General features: G+C 52.4%; 1 protein-coding gene. It reads left to right on the top strand.

Features of this window, described 5'->3' with window-relative positions:
• The coding region (locus R7Q48_RS28090) for a tyrosine recombinase XerC (RefSeq protein ID WP_318133592.1) at positions 1-654 on the top strand (654 nt) is incomplete at both ends.

The following is a 654-nucleotide window of genomic DNA, read 5'->3' as shown; positions in this document are numbered from 1 at the left end:
TACAAGCAACAGTTGGAAACCATGGCGCAGCATCTTGCCGAAATGGGACTGAAAGATTGGTCTCAAGTTGATGCTGGCTGGGTTCGACAACTTGCGGGTAAAGGCATGCGAGAAGGCATGAAGGCCAGCAGCTTAGCTACGCGCTTGTCTTCGCTGCGTAGCTTTTTCGATTACTTGATTTTGCGTGGTGAGATGACAGCCAACCCTGACAAAGGGGTGTCTGCACCTCGTAAAAAGCGCCCGCTGCCAAAAAACCTCGATGTGGATGAAGTGAATCAACTGCTCGAAGTGAATGAAGATGACCCATTGGCGATCCGCGATCGCGCAATGATGGAGCTGATGTACGGTGCCGGCCTGCGTTTAGCCGAATTGGTCAGTGTGGATGTGCGAGATGTGCAGCTGCGCAGTGGCGAGCTTCGTGTTATCGGTAAAGGTGACAAAGAACGTAAAGTGCCTTTTTCGGGGATGGCAACGGAATGGGTTGGTAAGTGGCTACGCGTTCGTGGTGACTTAGCAGCGCCAGGTGAACCTGCATTGTTTGTGTCTAAACTCGGAACCCGTATTTCGCACCGTAGCGTGCAAAAACGCACGGCCGAGTGGGGGCAAAAACAGTCTGTAGCCAGCCATATTAGCCCACATAAGTTGCGCCACTCA

The organism is Vibrio sp. 378, from assembly GCF_033339435.1.
Note: the sequence above shows the minus strand (reverse complement) of the source record. Positions and strands in the feature narration are given on the sequence as shown.